Annotated in this window: 12 protein-coding genes and 1 tRNA gene; 9 read left to right on the top strand and 4 right to left on the bottom strand. The window is 52.9% G+C overall.

The annotated features are described in order from the left end of the window. Positions 1–407: 407 nt before the first annotated feature. Positions 408–977 carry a GerMN domain-containing protein gene (locus BMW41_RS11755; RefSeq protein WP_074650249.1) on the bottom strand — a complete coding sequence of 190 codons (570 nt, stop codon included), beginning with the start codon at positions 975–977 and terminating at the stop codon, positions 408–410. Between the two features lie 259 nt (positions 978–1,236). On the opposite strand from BMW41_RS11755, the gene BMW41_RS11760 reads away from it, so the two are divergent. From BMW41_RS11760 to BMW41_RS11785, 6 genes are all read left to right on the top strand, one after another. Continuing rightward, positions 1,237–1,932 carry a response regulator transcription factor gene (locus BMW41_RS11760; protein ID WP_031471969.1) on the top strand — a complete coding sequence of 232 codons (696 nt, stop codon included), beginning with the start codon at positions 1,237–1,239 and terminating at the stop codon, positions 1,930–1,932. A gap of 17 nt (positions 1,933–1,949) precedes the next feature. Further along, positions 1,950–4,334, top strand: a complete 2,385-nt coding sequence (locus BMW41_RS11765; RefSeq protein ID WP_074650250.1) for a sensor histidine kinase — start codon at positions 1,950–1,952, stop codon at positions 4,332–4,334. Between the two features lie 237 nt (positions 4,335–4,571). Next, complete coding sequence (gene hcp, locus BMW41_RS11770; RefSeq protein WP_074650251.1) at positions 4,572–6,449, top strand: hydroxylamine reductase; 1,878 nt, start codon at positions 4,572–4,574, stop codon at positions 6,447–6,449. 580 nt (positions 6,450–7,029) lie between these two features. Next, positions 7,030–7,995: a LysR family transcriptional regulator gene (locus BMW41_RS11775; protein ID WP_074650252.1), complete on the top strand. Its 966-nt coding sequence runs from the start codon at positions 7,030–7,032 to the stop codon at positions 7,993–7,995. Positions 7,996–8,068: 73 nt separating this feature from the next. Continuing rightward, positions 8,069–8,794, top strand: a complete 726-nt coding sequence (locus tag BMW41_RS11780) for a LytR/AlgR family response regulator transcription factor (protein WP_074650253.1) — start codon at positions 8,069–8,071, stop codon at positions 8,792–8,794. Then, entirely contained in the window at positions 8,791–10,701 is a 1,911-nt protein-coding gene (locus tag BMW41_RS11785) for a GHKL domain-containing protein (protein ID WP_074650254.1), read from the top strand. Before BMW41_RS11780 ends, BMW41_RS11785 begins: the two co-directional genes overlap by 4 nt. A gap of 461 nt (positions 10,702–11,162) precedes the next feature. On the opposite strand, the gene BMW41_RS11790 is transcribed toward BMW41_RS11785, so the two are convergent. Then, a complete protein-coding gene (locus BMW41_RS11790; RefSeq protein WP_074650255.1) occupies positions 11,163–11,768 on the bottom strand; it encodes a Maf family protein in 606 nt (201 codons plus the stop codon). Then, positions 11,765–13,066 carry an AfsR/SARP family transcriptional regulator gene (locus BMW41_RS11795; RefSeq protein WP_083378949.1) on the bottom strand — a complete coding sequence of 434 codons (1,302 nt, stop codon included), beginning with the start codon at positions 13,064–13,066 and terminating at the stop codon, positions 11,765–11,767. The genes BMW41_RS11790 and BMW41_RS11795 overlap by 4 nt, the downstream gene beginning before the upstream one ends. 362 nt (positions 13,067–13,428) lie before the next feature. Between BMW41_RS11795 and trmB the strand changes: the two genes are divergently transcribed. Both trmB and BMW41_RS11810 read left to right on the top strand, forming a co-directional pair. Then, positions 13,429–14,067 carry a tRNA (guanosine(46)-N7)-methyltransferase TrmB gene (gene trmB / locus BMW41_RS11800; RefSeq protein WP_074650257.1) on the top strand — a complete coding sequence of 213 codons (639 nt, stop codon included), beginning with the start codon at positions 13,429–13,431 and terminating at the stop codon, positions 14,065–14,067. Between the two features lie 243 nt (positions 14,068–14,310). Then, positions 14,311–14,383: transfer RNA gene (locus BMW41_RS11810), tRNA-Lys, on the top strand. A 45-nt stretch (positions 14,384–14,428) separates the two neighbouring features. On the opposite strand, the gene BMW41_RS14775 is transcribed toward BMW41_RS11810, so the two are convergent. Then, entirely contained in the window at positions 14,429–14,668 is a 240-nt protein-coding gene (locus tag BMW41_RS14775; protein WP_074650259.1) for a hypothetical protein, read from the bottom strand. On the opposite strand from BMW41_RS14775, the gene BMW41_RS11820 reads away from it, so the two are divergent. Beyond that, positions 14,659–16,452: a Na/Pi cotransporter family protein gene (locus BMW41_RS11820; protein ID WP_083378951.1), complete on the top strand. Its 1,794-nt coding sequence runs from the start codon at positions 14,659–14,661 to the stop codon at positions 16,450–16,452. The genes BMW41_RS14775 and BMW41_RS11820 overlap by 10 nt on opposite strands. Positions 16,453–16,790 lie beyond the last annotated feature (338 nt).

Genomic DNA, 16,790 nt, shown 5'->3' on the forward strand with positions numbered 1-16,790 from the left:
TGTATGCGATCGCCGTGGTGATGTAATACGGCTTTCTGATTTTCTCTGTCATGACAAACTCCTCCATTCCTGTATCGTTCAGCCGGGAATCCCCGGAAAACGGGCACACTTTGACCAAATTATATAGCACAAGTCTATTCTCTCCGGCTTTTTTTGTCAACAAAGTCCGCAAGCGGACTTCGGCTCCCCCATCCCCTCAGTCCTGAGGGGAGCCCCGCGGACTTTGCGCGCCGCCGCTGGTCACCGTTAGGTGACAGCTTCCTTACAGCGGCGTGCGCATCCTCGCGGAGCGTTGTGTTTCATAGGGAATTTCGGAGAAATTTCCTATGAAACACAAATGCCGGCGACCGAAACCGGCCCCGGCATCTGTTTTCTCTTTCTGTTTTCTCTTTCTGTTTCCGCTGGAATTACTTCAGCTGATCCGCGCTGATCTCTTTCCACTTCTTCACGAATTCCATCTCGCCGACTTCCTTGCCGTCAACCTTCAGCTTCAGTGTCTTTGCGTCATAGTTCTGAACGAAGGTGTTGCTGATCGCCAGAAGGAGCAGGCGGTCATCCTTCTTCTCCAGAGAAGAGAGATCCAGTGTCAGCACGCCGTCCTTATTCTCAAAAGAGTTCACCTTGATATCCTTTTCCAGAACGCCAAGTTCCGCCATCTTGTCGATCAGCTTCTGTGCATCCAGCTCCTCGCCGTCGATGGTGTCCATGTTCTGCTTGAGACCGGAATGGTCATCCTTCATGCTGTATACACATACGGTCACTGCCGGATCTTCCGTCACAACCATATTCTTCTTCTCTTCTGCGCCGTCTACCGTCTCCACCGCCGCGCCGTCCGGTGTCGTGGACGGTTCATGGTCATGAGCCGACTGCGCTGCTGCCTGTGCCGGATTGTTCTTGGTCGGTGTACATGCGGTTACGGAAACGGCCAGCGCTGCGGTCAGAACAAGACCTGCTGCCAGATTTGCAAATTTTTTCATCGTTTTCTTCCTCCTGTATCGTTCATTGCCTGATTATTTTTCCCCAAACGTGTACGAATTATACTACAACGGCATTTTTCCCACAACCGCAAAATCCTCTTTTAAGATTCTTTTCACAGATTTTTCATGTTTTTGTGCCGCAGGGTCCCGCCCTCGTTAAGATTCCTGTCGCTTGAAGTTTATACCCCTCTATCGTACAATAAACCATATCTTCTTTATATAATATGAAACGATAAGAAGCACCGAAGGGAGTACGACAATGCAGACAATTCTTGTTTGTGATGATGATAAACAGATCGTCGAGGCGATCGAAATCTATCTGAGCAGCGAAGGATACCGCATCCTGAAAGCTTATGACGGAAAAGAGGCGCTTGAAGTCCTGAAGGAGAATGACGTAAACCTGATCATCCTCGACGTCATGATGCCCGGTCTCGACGGAATCCGCACCACCATGAAGATCCGTGAAAACAGCAGCATTCCGATTATCATCCTCAGCGCCAAATCCGAGGACAATGACAAGATCCTGGGCCTCAATATCGGCGCCGACGACTATATCACCAAACCGTTTAATCCGCTGGAACTGGTGGCAAGAGTCAAATCCCAGCTCCGCCGCTACACACAGCTCGGCAATCTGGATTCCCAGGATGACAGCCACATTTTCCGCTGCGGAGGCCTGGAGATCAACGACGACAACAAAGAAGTCACCGTCGATGAAAAGCCGGTAAAGCTGACGCCGATTGAATACAATATCCTTCTTCTTCTGGTCCGCAACACCGGCAAGGTCTTCTCCATCGACGAGATCTACCAGAAAATCTGGAAGGAAGAGCCGATCGACGCTGACAACACAGTCGCCGTCCACATCCGTCACATCCGTGAAAAGATTGAGATCAATCCGCGGGAGCCGCGCTATCTCAAGGTGGTATGGGGCGTCGGATACAAGATCGAAAAGCAGTGATTTTCCGAGGACAGCCTATGAACACCTTACAGAATCTATCGAATCTTCCGATGTGCGCCAAGAAACTGACGGCCAGTCTCCTTCACCTGTTTTTTCTGGTGATCACGCTCTTCGGCATCGGCACAATGTACATGAACGACAATCTCGGTGTCGGCATCGTCCGGATCTCGGATACCGCCTACGAGGAGACCACCGGCTTCAACGAGCAGTTCAACCGGGATATGGCCAACATCTTCCGCTACATCAAGTACCGCGACATCTTCGGCTCGGACGACTCCGTCAGCCTGAAAAAGCGCATGCTTTCCATGATGTTCGGTCCTTCCGATACGGAAAACTACACGCTGGAGGACCTGATCCACCAGCTTGAGTCATCGGGATACAAGTTAAATGAAGACTTTTCCTATGTCAAAACCTCCACCGTCCCGGGTATCGATCCCCATGACAAAAGCGGATACATTCTCTGGACGGCCATCAACCCCGACGAGACCAGCACCGGAGCGTCCGACTCCCGGCGCGGAACCCTGAATGAGACCGCGCTCTCGATCATGGACACGCTCCACGTCTATTACACGACCTATCATCGTCTGATCGCATCTCCGAGCAACCTGCATTTCCGCATCGTCTACTCGGATCCCGCCTCGCATGAGACGGAAACCTACGAGAATGACGCGTCGCTCACGGAGGAAAATGTCAAGCAGTACGGAAAATACGCGATCCTCCCGGGCAACTCGGTCTTCTTCGACACGAACATTCCGGAGATCCCGCTCAACACGATCCCGTCGCTCGCGGCAGTCAATCCGTACAGCGGAAGCAATTTCTATATGATTGCGGCAGTTGACACAACCTATCCCGTCCGTGACATCTATTCCGAGCAGTCTTCCGACTACCGTGCCATGCAGAAATACTACATCGGCGGCTTTGTCCTGATGATCCTCGGTTCTCTGGTTTCGCTCGTCACTCTGATCTATCTGATCATGGTGTCCGGCCATCACAACGGAACGAATGAGATTTTTCTTCACCGCATCGATCAGACCAAAACCGAGACCGGCCTTTTGATCAGCTGTGTCATCGCCGCCCTCGCTTACGCGGTCTGCCGCATCGTCGTCTGCCGCATCGCGCATCTGACGCTGCCGGAAGAATCCTGGTATATGGCCGATCGATCCATCCTGATGGCAGCCGGGTATCTCTGCCTCCTGTTCACGTTTTTCAGCCTGCTGCGGCGATACAAAGCCAGAGTCATATGGACAAACAGTTTTCTCCGGATCTGGCATGACCGGATGGCCATGGCCGCCGTGCACCGGCCTTTCCGCGTGCGGCTGACCGCATCGTTCCTCTTTTATCTGATGATCAATGCTGCCATGATCCTGCTGTTCTGGTTTATCCGGGAGCGAATTCTGCTTCCGCGCTCGATCATCCATGCGCTGCTCTTTACCGTATTTGCGGTGATCGCCGTTTTCAACCTCTGGGTTCTCGGCATTCTGATGCGCAGATACTCCGAGCTGGACCGGATTGCCGATGCCGTGGATCGTCTTGCCGCCGGCGACAGCACCTACAAGATCGACACGTCAACCTTCGACGGCCGGGAACTTCTGCTCGCCGAGGGAATTAACAATATCGGCGACGGCATGGAGACAGCCGTCCGGGAAAAAGTCAAGAGCGAACGCCTGAAGGCGGATCTGATCACCAATGTCTCCCACGACATCAAGACGCCCCTCACATCCATCATCAACTATGTGGACCTGATCAAGCGTGAAAATATCACCGACCCGCGCATTCTCGGGTATCTTGAGATCCTGACGCAGAAATCGCAGCGGCTCAAGACGCTGACCGAAGATCTGGTGGAGGCGTCCAAGGCAAGCAGCGGAAACATCCGCATGGACATGGTTGAGCTGGATCTTGTCGAACTTGTCATGCAGGCCAGCGGCGAATTTGAGGACCGCTTTGCCCAACGCCATCTGACACTGGTCATGAATGCGCCGGACGAGCGCATGATGATCCGCGCGGACGGAAGAAGTCTGTGGCGAGTCATCGAGAACCTCTTTACCAATGTGTGCAAATACGCTCTGGATTCCAGCCGCGTCTACGTCGATCTGACCCGCCGGCATGCGGACCTTGCGACGCTGCAGGCTGCCGCCGAGGCAGCAACCGAACAGGGAAGTCCGGTTTCCGTGCCGGACCGCGCCGTCTTTACGATCAAGAACATTTCCTCTTCCCAGCTGAACATCCATCCGGATGAGCTGACCGAGCGATTTGTCCGCGGCGACGTCTCCCGCACCACCGAGGGAAGCGGACTCGGTCTCTCCATCGCCAAGAGCCTCACGGAACTGATGCACGGTGATTTCCGCATCGTGATCGACGGAGACCTCTTCAAGGCGGAAGTGACCTTCGACATCCTGCCGTAAGGCCGGAACACCGAAGGCATCCGATTACCCCCTCTTTCCTGAGGGGGAACACTGATATCCTGCATCCCGGGAATTTCGGATGTCGGAGAAAGATTCTATAACGGAAAACATATGTAACGTTTGTTACCGCGCCGGAAACGGCCGGCACAATATAATACATCCCGATGTGAGTGCCCGGAACCGGGTGCCTGCCGGGAGATACCAATGAAACCAATGATTTATATGAGGAGATACATTATGGACGAGAAAATGTTTTGTTACCAGTGTCAGGAAACCGCAAAGGGAACCGGATGTACGGTTGTCGGTGTCTGCGGAAAGAAACCGGATCTCGCGGCAATGCAGGATCTTCTGGTTTATGTGACCAAGGGGCTTTCCGCCATCGCCTGTCGTCTTCGCGAAGAGGGCGGCACGGTTTCTGCGGACATTGACCGTATGGTGACCACCAACCTCTTTACGACCATTACCAACGCAAACTTCGATAAAGATGCCATCATCCGGCGGATCACCGAGACACAGAACGCAAAGAGAACCCTCTTTGCCCGCCTTCAGAACACGGCGCTTCTGCCGGACGCTTCCACCTGGGACGGCGGCGAAGAGACTTACGCTGCCAAGGCCGCATCCGATGAGGTCGGTGTCCTGTCCGCCAAGGATGAGGATATCCGAAGCCTCCGCGAGCTTATCACCTACGGACTCAAGGGACTTGCCGCCTATTCCAAGCATGCCAACGTTCTTCAGCAGTCCGATCCGGAAGTCGACGCCTTCATCCAGAAAGCCCTGACCAAGACACTGGACGACTCGCTCTCTGTCGACGAACTCATCGCCCTCACCATGGAAACCGGTAAATACGGCGTCAACGGTATGGCAATGCTCGACAAGGCCAACACCGCGGCATACGGCAATCCGGAGATCACCCGCGTTGAGACCGGCGTCCGCAAGAACCCGGGAATCCTCATCTCCGGCCATGACCTGAAGGATCTGGAAATGCTGCTTCAGCAGACCGAGGGAACCGGAGTCGACGTATACACCCACTCCGAGATGCTCCCGGCACACTACTATCCGGCGTTCAAAAAGTATTCTCACTTTGCAGGCAACTACGGCAATGCGTGGTGGCAGCAGAAAGAAGAGTTTGAGAGTTTCAACGGACCGGTTCTGATGACCACAAACTGCATCGTTCCGCCGAAGGACAGCTACAGAGACCGCATGTGGACCACCGGCGCGGCGGGTTACCCGGGCTGCGGACACATCGAGGCGGACGAAAACGGTCACAAAGACTTCTCTGCCATCATCGAGCAGGCAAAGAAATGTCCGGCTCCGACACAGATCGAGGACGGCTATATCGTCGGCGGCTTTGCGCACAAGCAGGTAGAGGGTCTTGCCGACATGATCGCCGACAACGTCCGCTCCGGCGCCATCAAAAAATTCGTTGTCATGGCAGGCTGCGACGGCCGCATGAAGTCCAGAGATTATTACACCGAATTTGCCGAGAAAATGCCGAAGGGAACCATCATCCTGACCGCCGGCTGCGCAAAGTACAAGTACAACAAACTCCAGCTTGGCGACATCCTCGGCATTCCGAGAGTTCTGGACGCCGGCCAGTGCAATGACTCCTACTCACTGGCGCTGATCGCGCTGAAGCTGAAGGACATCTTCGGCGTAAAGGACGTCAACGAGCTGCCGATCGTCTACAATATTGCCTGGTATGAGCAGAAGGCGGTTATCGTTCTTCTCGCACTTCTCTATCTCGGCGTAAAGAACATCCACCTCGGACCGACACTGCCGGCGTTCCTCTCCCCGAACGTGGCCAATGTTCTCGTAAAGAACTTCGGCATCGCCGGAATCGGAACCGTGGAAAACGACATGAAGATCTTCTTCGAGGACATTGAGGGAACCAAGAAAGCTTTCTCCGAAAAGATTCATGTCACCAAGGATATGCTGGTGGGGGATATCGTCCGTCAGTACCCGGATGTTGTTCCGCTGCTGATGTCCTGCGGTCTCCACTGCATCGGATGCGGTTCCTCCACCTATGAGACGCTGGAGGAGGCTGCGGCCGTACACGGAATGGATGCGGACGAAATCATTGAACTGATCGATCACGAGTTCGGCGGCGAAGAATAAAATCCGTTCCGCCCCGGAACATAAATCACGCGTAAAACAGGCAGGCATCCGTCTGCCTGTTTTACAAAACGAACATTCTGACTTTTTTGCTCTGTGTTCTCACTGTCACCGACAGACAGGAAAAGCCCCGGTGCGTCCGCACCGGGGCTTTTCCCGTAAAACAAGATGATGGAGTTTATCGAAAAAATAGTAATTGCCGTATTCAGAATCCTGCGGGGGTTCTTCTGCCCGGCATGGGGGTACCGGGGCAGATCCGCAGTTTTATGGCTGTACCGGACACCGGGTCCGTACAGTCTGCATTAAAGAAGGTTTAAGTATAAGGAGTACTTATCTCTCTGATGTGTATACAGAATATCATTCGACCTGTTTTTTTCAAAACAGGTCTTTTTGGATGCCAACACAAGATAATACTTGTCTATTTGGTAATTTTACGGTACAACATCTTTATAGGATTCTCTTTTAAAATACAAGATGCACAACCATTCTGCATTATTTTCCGCTATCCGCTCTTTCTTGTATATCCGAAAAAACAAGTGAGATGTGATGGCGTTTTCCAGTTTTAATTTATTCGGAGGTTTTCATGACAACCAATCAGCAGATGTTTCTGTATGCGGTCGAAGAAATGAACTTTACCCGCGCTGCCGAAAAGGCATTCGTCACGCAGCAGTGCCTGAGCGACCACATCCGACGGCTTGAAAAAAGCTACGATGTCAAACTCTTTGACCGGACCCCGCACCTGAAGCTGACTCAGGCGGGAGAAATCCTGTACGCTTCCCTCGTGGAGATCCAGAAGATTGAAAACAACCTGGAACGGGCAATCAGCAAAAACTCTGCCGACGTCAGCGGAACCATCTCCGTCGGCATCCATGTCGAGCGGGCACATCTCCTTTTTCCGGCGCTGTACCGGGAATACCACCGGAAGTATCCGAACGTCCGTGTCACCCTCATCTCCGAACAGACACCGCAGCTTCTGCAGGATCTCGAGTCCGGCAAACTGGATATGATGCTTGGTCTCGATATCCCGCCCCAGACCGGATACCGCAAAGATATGATTCTGGAAGAACCGGTATACCTGTTCGCAACCGAAAAACTCCTGCAGCAGTACCTTCCGGACCGGGTACCCGGCCAGCCCTGGATTGACGCCGACAGTCTGAGCCGGCTCCCCCTCACCTGCACCTCCTTCACCTGTGCCGTCACCCGGCATATGGGGGCATTTCTCACAGAGAAAAATGTCCGCGCAAACTATGTCTGTGAGATCGGCGATTACCTCACGCAGCTTCTGCTCTGTCAGAATCACGAGACGGCCTTTTTCTGCCCGGAGAGTTTCCTGATCGAGCATAATTTCATCACCAGCCAGCAGGGAGATCCGAACGAGCGGGTCCAGCCACTGATCATTCGCGGGCTCTCCTCGAAGATCCGCGTCGACATCATTTCCGGTGAAAACCGGTATCTGCCGGGATACGCCGCCGACTTCCGCGACATGCTGATCCGTCAGTACCGGGACCGCATCGGAGAACTTCGCGCCCACAGAGACGCCCTTATCTGACTGTCCCGGCCATTCTTCACAACTGTTTCCGTCAACCACTGCCGAAAAACGATTTTCATCATCCAAACCGCCTATGAATACCATTTCGATTGCTATATGCGAAGACAACGAAGAAGAATACCGACGCCTGACCGACATTCTGCAGTTCAGTGAGACACCCTGCTCTGCCGAATGGTTCCGGGACGGAGATGAACTGCTCCGTACGTATTACCCCGGAAAATACGATCTTCTTCTGATGGACATCTTCATGAACCGCATGAACGGTGTCGATGCAGCCGCCAAAATCCGCGAGGTCGACAAGGATGTCCCCATCGCGTTCATTACCACCAGTCTCGACTACACGCTGGAAGGATACCGCCTCCACGTAAACCGGTATCTGCATAAACCGCTGGACCCCGCGGAGGTCCGGGAGACGATCGAGCTCGCCGTCAAAGAACAGCACCGGCAGCCGGCACTCTCCGTCCACACCGAGAGCGGGGATCTGAGTCTTCCCCTCTCCCGGATTACGTATGTCGAACAGGATAATCGCTTCTCCAAAATCTATCTGACCGGCGGGGAGATGAAGAGGATCCCGCTCCGGCTGGATGATCTGGAGAAAATGCTCCCGTATCCGCCGTTCTTCCGCTGCCACAAAAGCTTCATCGCCAATCTGTCCCATGTACGGAAGCTGAACGCGGAACTTCTGCTCTTTGAGATGACGGACGGAGGCGCCGCTTACATCCGGCGGAATACCTTAAAGGAAGCCAAAAACGTGCTGAAGAGCTATATGTTCAGCCGCGCAAGAGGAGATCTGTCATGACACTCAAGAAAACATTTCCCCTGTTTTTCACCGCCGGCATGACGCTGTTCGGCCTGCTCGTGATCGTCCTGCTGAATACCGCTCTGGACTACTCTCCGGGAGCGCTGTTCAGCCAGACCTCCATCCGCATTCCAAACGCCCAGGTCACCGTGAACGGCGAGACCCGCGATATGACGCTCCCGGCCTATCTGACCGGACTGGAACGGGGATCCACGGTTGAAGTCTCGTTCAGCGTGGACGCGGATCCGGATTCGGTTTTGTATTTCAGCAGCGTCCACAGTCCGGTGGAAGTATACGATGAGTCCGGAAAACTCTATGATTACGGAATGGAGGGAACCTATCCGTCCATCTTCCGCGATCCGCCCACAAACTTTGTCAGTGTGCGTCTCCGTCCGATCCCGTCCGCCCCGAACCGGAGCGGCGGGCGAATCTGCATGGTATATCATGTCCCGCAGATGAGTAAAACGCTGACCATTCATGATATCCGGACCGGATCCCTGGTCGGTGTTTTTAAATCTCTCATCCGTCATCAGGCCATTCCGATGATGTTCTCTCTGGTCTTTATCATCACCGGCCTCGGATTGATTCTGATCACGCCGATGGTCTTCCGGGACGTTGACCGCTGCAAAGTCCTGCTCTATCCTGGGCTTTCCATGCTCAGCGTCGGCTGCTGGCAGTTCGCCGAAAACGAATTCACCATCTATCTCTTTCAGAAGCCTTCGCTTTTTTATGTCATGTCCTACGCCGGTCTGTATTTTCTGGTCATTCCGCTCTTCCTGGCAGTTGACACCCTGACCGGAATGAACAACCGGCGGTTCCCGCGGATTGCCGCTTCCTACTATACGGTTTCGCTGCTTGGAATCACCATCCTGCAGGTCGCGGGCATTGTACCGTTCCACCGGGTTGTGACGTATTTCCACATTTCCCTTCTCTGCGGAATCACCATGATGTCGGTTGTTCTGATCCGGCACTCCCTGAAAAAGGACTCCGCCCAGCTGTGGCTCTTTACCGCGGCATACCTTGCGCTGACCTTCAGCGCCTACGTGGAGGGACTCAACTATTATCTGCATTTCAGTGAGCGGAATACGTTTTTCTTCCAGATCGGATACATTCTGTTTTCGCTTCTTCTGGGCGTGCTCGCGGGCCAGTACTACAACAGCGTGAACGAACTGCAGTTCCGGAATATGATGCTGCAGAATGAAGTCCGCCTGCAGAACCGCACCATCGACGTTCAGCGGGTCCGTACCGACCTTCTGCTCTCCCACACCGAAGAGGTGCGCAAACAGCGGCACGATCTCCGTCATCATCTCCGGACCATGTCCGCCATGCTGGAGGCTAAACGCTATCCCGATCTCCGGGCATATCTGGACTCCGTCTCCGACGCTGTCCCGCTGGAAAGTGTTCAACCGTACTGCGATAACCCCGCCGTCAGTTCAATCCTCTCGTACTACAGCGCCCTCGCGAAGGACGCCGGCATCGATATCCGGATTCAGGCACAGATTCCGTCTGTTCTGGAGCATGTCGCCGATTCTACGGTCTGCATCATCGTCGGAAATCTTCTGGAAAATGCCATCGAGGCCTGCAGCCGCATTCCCGTCCCCGCAGCGGCGACCTCCGAAACCACCGGAAAAACCGGGCCGGAACCGGCGGATAATCCCAATGCCGTCGAGCCGCGTTTTATTCGATTCCATTCACTGGTTCAGGGAAATATGCTCGTCATCACGGCGGATAACAGCTGTCTGACGGCCCCGGAGCCGATAGGGCAGGGGCTCTACCGCTCCTCCAAGCGGGAAGGTCCGGGAACCGGAATCCTTTCGATCCGGTCACTCGCGGAGAAACACGGCGGAAGTGCGGAATTTGAGACGGACCATCATCTGTTCCGCGCCAGTGTCTATATCGAAATCTGAGCGATTCTGAGCGATTTTGACCGTATTGCTGGCTCAGCCGGCAATTTCTCCCCAAAAGGGGATTCACAGGTGGATAATCCGGATGGGTTATCCACTTTTTTTCCACATTATCCCCAAATCTTGGTCGATAAACAGTGGAAAACCTATATCTTGTATCCATGTTTTTATTTTTCGACCACCCGTTCGCCCACATTTTTATCCACATATCCACAAAAATGTGTATATAACTATCTTTCATCGGTGGATATCCCGCCGCCTGCAGCGGCGTGCGCATCCTCGCGGAGCGTTTTTCTTTCACAGGAAATTTCGCCGAAATTCCCTGTGAAAGAAAAAAATCAGGACATCCGGCGCGTTCCGCCGGAATGTCCTGGTTCTCAATCATCATCTGTTTTACAGACGGATTCCCGTCCGTTTCATCTTCAAGCGCTTCAGGCACGCTTCGATCGATTATTCTGCGTCGATCATCCGTCAAACCGCTCTTCCATGACCTTCTCCAGAAGGCCCAGCTTCTTCATTCTCTGCCAGAGGCTTGCCAGCGGAAGTCCGACCACGTTATTGTAATCTCCGCGGATCCCCTTTACATAGACTGCAAACGCTCCCTGAATTCCGTATCCGCCGGCCTTATCATATGGCTCGCCGGAATCGGCGTAGGCAGCGATCTCTTCCTCCGTCATCGGATAGACCTCAACCTCCGTGGTCTCTGACCAGGTGCAGCTGCGGTCTTTTCCGTCTTCTCTCCACATCACGGTCACACCGGTGTGGACCTCGTGGGTGGTGCCGGCGATGCGCCGGATCATCTCGATCGCCTCATCACGGTCTTTCGGTTTTCCGAGGATGGTCTCCCCGGACGCGACCAGCGTATCCGAGCCGATGACAATGCAGTCCTCGATCTCCCGGCTGGTCTCATAAACATGCCTTGCTTTCCGGGCGGAGAGTTCTTCCACTCTCTTTGCCGGGGACGGATCCGTATTGGTCTCATCCACTTCTGCCGGACGGACCGCAAACTCAAAACCGGCCTGGCGCATCAGTTCCTGCCTTCTCGGGGAACCGGATGCCAGAATAATCATGCTGTAATTCCTCCGTCCACATTGTCCATCTCGTCCGAGCCGGCCCGCTTGCCGATCTCGTGCTCGATCTCAATCTTCTTCATCAGCTCTTCCGCTGCGCTTGCGGTGTAACGGAAATACGTGTTCTGTCCCGCGATCTCCCGCAATTCCCGTCGGATACGCATCGCAATCGTGTGGCAGTCCTCCTGATGCGCGCCTGCCAGAAGAACCAGCGACTGAAGATTGGAATAACTCGTAAAGGCGTCGCCTCTTCGAAGGCTCTTGTGAAGCGCCTTGCGCATGGAATCCGATACCCGCTTGATCTTCTCCTCATTCTGGAGAACATTTCCGTCACGGTCGGTCAGCGTACATACCATCAGCATAACCGGCCGGCCCATACGTTCCATGTTCCAGCACAGAATACGGTAGACATCCAGGAAGCTGAGATACGGGCAGTAATATGCACCGTTAATGTCATTCAGCTGGAGACGGTATTTCTCGCCGTCCCGGCGGATCTCCTCGCGAAGTGTCTGTACATTGCCCGCCTCATGATTCATCTTCTCGCTCAGGACGCGGTATGCCTCCGTGAGCTTTTCAGACGGCGGGAGCTGGAGATCATCGGTATAATGATGGCTTGCCTGTGTATATACTTTGTAGGCGTCGCGATAGCGGCCAAGACCCGTCAATGCCTCCATATGAACGGCCTGCCAGTCATCATCCGGATAGATGACGGCTGCCGATGCCGCAATACTGCGCAGTTCACTGAAATTATCTCTTCTGCGGCAGTATTCACAAAGCCAACGGACACATCGGGTGTAGAGATTCTTCAGTTCAATACTCTCGGAAATAACCCAGAGCGATTTTGTCAGACCCGGAAGAAGTGTTCCGGCATAGAGCAGTGCTGCTTTACGATAATACGGGTATCGTCTGTCTGCCTCGATTTCCGCATCTCCCTGCTTTAAAAGCTCGCGGAATTCCTGCACATCGACCCGGACCGGCGTATTGGGATCCTGGACGAACAGACCGCCCTTTTTTACAATATAATCGGCATCCGGGAGCCCGGCGGCTCTCATCTGCTTGCGCATCTGATAGATCAGATTGTTAAAACTGTTGTTCTGGTTTGCGAGACCGTTATCTTCATATAACGAATCCATCAACTTATCGCGGGAGATTCCCTCCTCCCCTTTAACCCAGATCAGCTGGAGCAGCTGCATGAAACGGGGGGCACTGTTTCTGCCAACCGTCACCCTTTCGCCGTTATATCGAAGCGAAAAGCCACCCAGCATCTGGATCTCAATTACTGCTGGTTGTTCGGTCATAAAAATACCTCATTTCTTACTTTCGTATCCGTGTCCGTTTCACACGGTTATCACTTTGGCACTCTCTCCTTTTTAATTATGTTGTTAAATATGATTCTTTTTATGATTATCATATTTTGAGTATATCATAAAAAAATAATAAATCAAGAATACGAGAGCCCGGCACTTGCAGTTTTGTCTTCTTTCATGTATGATTCATCTGCTGCTACCGATTTGTTATTTTGTACTTCAGTTATCATCGACAATCAAAATAAAAATCATAAATTATATTTTATCGCTGTCCTTTTTCCCCCTTTACAGTGGGACGAAAAAAACAGCCGTTTTACCATCAGAATTATTAATTATAGAAGGAGAACGATACTATGAGACTTCGTCATATCCCCGGTGCCGAGGAGCGCATCGCCGAAAGCTGCTATGTCATTCACGATCCGGAAGACCACCGCGCCTCCTGGTCGGATCTCTTCGGAACGGCTGCTCCGCTCCACATCGAGATCGGCATGGGAAAGGGCCGCTTTATCATGGATATAGCCCGTCTGCACCCGGACATCAATTACATCGGAATCGAGCGCTATCCCACCGTCCTTCTGAAGGCCATTGAAAAAATGGAGGCGGACCCGCTGCCGAATCTTCGCTTTATCTGCGTGGATGCGCGACTTCTCGCCGACTCCTTCGCTTCGGGCGAGGTAAACCGCATCTACCTGAACTTCTCCGATCCGTGGCCGAAGGACCGTCACGCCAAGAGACGCCTGACCTCTCCGGATTTCATGGATGTCTACCGGAAGATTCTGGACCCGAAGGGACACCTTGAATTCAAAACCGACAACCGGGGACTCTTCGACTACTCCGTGACCAGCGTCCCGGCCTCCGGCTGGAATTTCACCGCACTGACCTATGATCTGCACCACAGTACCATGGGCATCGGCAACGTGATGACCGAATACGAAGAAAAATTTTCCTCCAAGGGAAATCCGATCTGTAAAATGATTGCGGTTCCGCGCTGAGAAAAAACTTTCCGCGGGGCCGGCGGGATTTTCAACCGCCGGCCCTGCGATTCTTTATTTTCTTTTTTCGCTTTTCCAAGCCTTTTTTCGCATCGTTCCGGCAAAGAAAACGCAGGAAAACACAGGATTTGTCGCATTTGAGCAGAAAAATTTATTTTTTTAAAATTTATGCTTGACTTTTGTACCCCTCGGTATTAGAATACATCTTGTTCGCGAGAGCGAGCGGCAAACAACTTAAGAAATGCGCTTTTAGCTCAGTTGGTAGAGCAGTAGACTCTTAATCTATTTGTCCAGGGTTCGAGTCCCTGAAGGCGCACGAAAGTACCGATTTTGAGGACGTAAGAGCCCCGGGGTCGGTGCTTTATTTTTTGGCCAAAAAGTCTTTTAAACCCATCTGTTTCATAGTTTTTTCTGTCCTCTTCCCTTCTTCTTTTTTCCCCTGCTCCGCCTTTTTTTGCCAAAATGCTCCGAAATTTAAGCAATCTTTCCCCTCTGTTTCTATGTTCCGCACATTGCTCTTCACGTTTTTTTCGGATATATTAAATAAGGTTGCAAACGAATGAGTTAAGAAAAAGGGGAAAACTAAAGAATATGACTTCAATCGAATTACTCCAGCTGGTCGGTGGCCTCATCGGCGGTCTGGCGCTCTTCCTCTACGGAATGAGTATCATGAGCGCAGGTCTTCAACAGGCTTCCGGCGGACGTCTTGAAACACTCCTCGCAAAGATCACGAAAAACAAAATCATCGCCTACCTGTTCGGTATCGGTGTGACTGCACTGGTTCAGTCGTCTTCCGCCTCCACCGTCATGGTAGTCGGTCTGGTAAACTCCGGCATCATGACGCTCCATCAGGCGGTCAATGTCATCCTCGGTGCCAACCTCGGAACGACCTTTACCGCATGGCTCCTCAGCTTAAATGCCATCAGCAGTGACAACCTGCTCATGAATCTGCTGAAGCCGGCCACATTTACCCCGTTCCTGGCCATCACCGGAATCGGCCTTCTGATGTTCGGCAAAACCGACCGTCAGAAAAATGTCTCTTCCATCCTTCTGGGTTTTTCGGTGCTGATGTTCGGTATGCAGAACATGTCCAACGCCGTTGCCCCACTCAAGGATTCCGAATCGTTTGTTCAGATTCTGATGAGCTTCAGCAATCCGGTCATCGGCTTCCTGGTCGGCCTTCTGTTCACCATGGTCATTCAGAGTTCCGCCGGAACCATCGGTGTTCTGCAGGCACTCTCACTTTCCGTCCATGTCACTTATGCCATCGCACTTCCGGTGGTCATCGGTGCCGAGGTCGGAACCTGTATCACCGCCATCCTCTCCTCTCTCGGAGCGGGAAAGAACGGTAAGCGCACTGCGCTGATGCATCTGTACTTCAATATCATCAAGGCGTCCAGTGCCATGATCATCTTCTACAGCCTGAACGCGTTTTTCCATTTCAGCTTCCTCGCCTCCGCGGCGGGAATGGTCGGCATCGCCGGAATCCACACGCTGGTAAACCTGATCGGAACCCCGATCATGCTTCCCTTCTCCGGCATTCTCGCAAAGCTTGCGCTTCTCACCATTCCGATCGACGCGAAGGAAAAAGAGATCCGCGAATCCGAACAGGCACTGGCAATTCTGGACGACCGCTTTCTCTCCAATCCGGCCTTTGCGCTGGAGCAGGCGAGAGTTTCCGCCCGTGAGATGGCCGGTTACGCAAAAGAGAGTATGGTCGCCGCCATTTCCCTGATGTTTGACTTTGATCAGGAAACGGCAGACAAAGTCGCCATGCTGGAAGACCGCGTCGACCATTATGACGACGCACTGGCAACCTATCTGGTCAAGATCAACGGAAGCCAGCTCTCCAGTAAAGACAATCAGGATCTGTCCGTTCTTCTTCACACCATCGGTGATCTGGAACGAATCAGCGATCACGCGCTGAACGTGCAGGAAATTGCGGTCCGGATGCAGGAAGGCAGGAGAGCCTTTTCTCCCGCGGCTTCCGATGAGCTTCTGACCTACTGCGACGCGGTCCTTGAGATCGTCAATACTGCCGTGGACGCCTTTGTCACCGGCAACCGGAATCTTGCGCGCAGCGTCGAACCTCTGGAGGAAGTCATCGACGCCCTCACCATCGAGATCCGGCAGCGCCACGTCAACCGTCTGAAGACCGGTGAGTGCACCGTCGATCTCGGCATTGATCTCTCCGATCTCGCCACCGATCTGGAGCGTGTCGGCGATCACTGCAGCAACATCGGCATTGATCTTCTGCTGGATGACACGAATGAATTTGACACCCATGAGTATCTGGAAATGGTCAAGAAAGAAGAAGGTCCGGAATTCGAGATCCTCGTCAAGAAGTTCAGCGACCGGTATGCACTTCCGAAAACCGAACACTGACAGACCGCTTCCCATATAACGGATCGGATAGGGGAGATTTGACACTCCCCTTCCACACCACCGTACGTACCGTTCGGTATACGGCGGTTCAATAGTTTACACGAACTTTTAGATAGTGGGCTGATAAGGATGGATATCCGAGTCTGACCACTATTATCGTTTTGGTAAGCGCTGTGTTTAGCATCATCGCCGCTCTCCATGTGCCTTTTCTACAGTTAGCCAGTTCATGTACCTTCCATTCTGGCAAGTGTAGCGCCCTCAGCATCTTGTACCTCGTTCGCACCTTTTTCCATTGTTTCCAATACACTGCCCGGATTCTGTGGCGAAGCCACTCGTCC

It is taken from the genome of [Clostridium] aminophilum (assembly GCF_900101295.1).
GTDB classification, from domain to species: domain Bacteria; phylum Bacillota; class Clostridia; order Lachnospirales; family Lachnospiraceae; genus Clostridium_R; species Clostridium_R aminophilum_A.

What these genes read in the sequence shown, in the direction of transcription:
- BMW41_RS11795 (WP_083378949.1), bottom strand. Translation starts at nt 13,066, where the DNA reads ATGACCGAACAACCAGCAGTAATTGAGATCCAGATGCTGGGTGGCTTT.
- BMW41_RS11820 (WP_083378951.1), top strand. Translation starts at nt 14,659, where the DNA reads ATGACTTCAATCGAATTACTCCAGCTGGTCGGTGGCCTCATCGGCGGT.
- BMW41_RS11760 (WP_031471969.1), top strand. Translation starts at nt 1,237, where the DNA reads ATGCAGACAATTCTTGTTTGTGATGATGATAAACAGATCGTCGAGGCG.
- BMW41_RS11755 (WP_074650249.1), bottom strand. Translation starts at nt 977, where the DNA reads ATGAAAAAATTTGCAAATCTGGCAGCAGGTCTTGTTCTGACCGCAGCG.
- hcp (WP_074650251.1), top strand. Translation starts at nt 4,572, where the DNA reads ATGGACGAGAAAATGTTTTGTTACCAGTGTCAGGAAACCGCAAAGGGA.
- BMW41_RS11780 (WP_074650253.1), top strand. Translation starts at nt 8,069, where the DNA reads ATGAATACCATTTCGATTGCTATATGCGAAGACAACGAAGAAGAATAC.
- BMW41_RS11765 (WP_074650250.1), top strand. Translation starts at nt 1,950, where the DNA reads ATGAACACCTTACAGAATCTATCGAATCTTCCGATGTGCGCCAAGAAA.
- trmB (WP_074650257.1), top strand. Translation starts at nt 13,429, where the DNA reads ATGAGACTTCGTCATATCCCCGGTGCCGAGGAGCGCATCGCCGAAAGC.
- BMW41_RS11790 (WP_074650255.1), bottom strand. Translation starts at nt 11,768, where the DNA reads ATGATTATTCTGGCATCCGGTTCCCCGAGAAGGCAGGAACTGATGCGC.
- BMW41_RS11775 (WP_074650252.1), top strand. Translation starts at nt 7,030, where the DNA reads ATGACAACCAATCAGCAGATGTTTCTGTATGCGGTCGAAGAAATGAAC.
- BMW41_RS11785 (WP_074650254.1), top strand. Translation starts at nt 8,791, where the DNA reads ATGACACTCAAGAAAACATTTCCCCTGTTTTTCACCGCCGGCATGACG.